Origin of the sequence: Rathayibacter sp. AY1D5 (assembly GCF_002932515.1) — a bacterium.
In the GTDB taxonomy this organism is placed as follows: domain Bacteria; phylum Actinomycetota; class Actinomycetes; order Actinomycetales; family Microbacteriaceae; genus Rathayibacter.
Map to the genome: position 1 here is coordinate 1 of NZ_PSVU01000118.1, position 941 is coordinate 941.

Here is a 941-nt window from a genome sequence, read left to right on the forward strand (position 1 = left end):
GAGCCGGTCGAGTACGCGTAGCCCGCCAGAGCGAACGCGACCGACTGGGACCTGGGCGAGAGAGTCCTGGTGCGGACGACGTCCGGAGCCGCGGTCCAGCCCGTGCCCCCGGCCTGGGAGGCGGTGATGGAGCAGAGCCCGCCGACCCGGCCGACCGCGCGTCCCGCGGTCACCGTGCACACGTCAGGAGTGGTGCTGACGTAGGTCACCGGCAGACCCGAGGACGCGGTGGCCTGCAGGACGAGGTCCCGACCGTCGGTGTCGAGGCCGGTCAGCTCCGGGAACGCGATCGTCTGCCCGGTCTGCGCGGTGAGGGTGAAGGTCGAGCGCGTGATCGGTGTCCGTGCGTAGACGACGGGATCCCGGTTGTACCCGTTGAATCCGGTGTAGAGCGCGCGGATCTCGTGGCTCCCGCGCGCGAATCCCTCCGGGACCTCGATGCTCACGGTCTCGGACGTCTCCGCACCGGTCAGCGTGACGGTGCCGAGCGGTCGCTGCGTCTGGCCGGTGAACTCGGTGAACGAGATCGATCCTCCGCCGATCTGGTCCGGCTTCCTCGTGTAGCCGGTGTCGACGTCCCGGTACGAGTTCTTCGAGAGAGTGGCGGTGAGGGTCGTGGGGACGTCGATCGCGGTCGTCGACGCGCTCACCGTCATGGTGGCGTCGGGGAGCCAGGCGACCAGTGCGTCGCCGACCTTGTAGGGGCTGAGTCCGGGATCGGCGATCGGCCAGCTCCCTCCGCCTCCGCCTCCGCCGCCGGCTGCTCCCAGGTTGGTGTAGATGAACTCGCCGCCGCCCGCTCCGCCTCCGCCGCCGCCCGCCGATCCGGCGCCGCCCTGTCCGCCGCTGGCGTAGACGTCGCCCGAGGCCCGCGCGCCTGCTCCGCCGAAGCCGTGAGGGTCGGCGCCCAGGCCGTCCCAGAACATGTGCCCGGTCCCGCC

General features: G+C 71.8%; 1 protein-coding gene. It reads right to left on the reverse strand.

Going from position 1 to position 941, the window contains the following annotated elements; genetic code table 11:
* Positions 1-941, reverse strand: a 941-nt coding sequence (locus tag C5C82_RS17755; RefSeq protein WP_219814869.1) for a hypothetical protein, incomplete at both ends; no start/stop codon positions are given.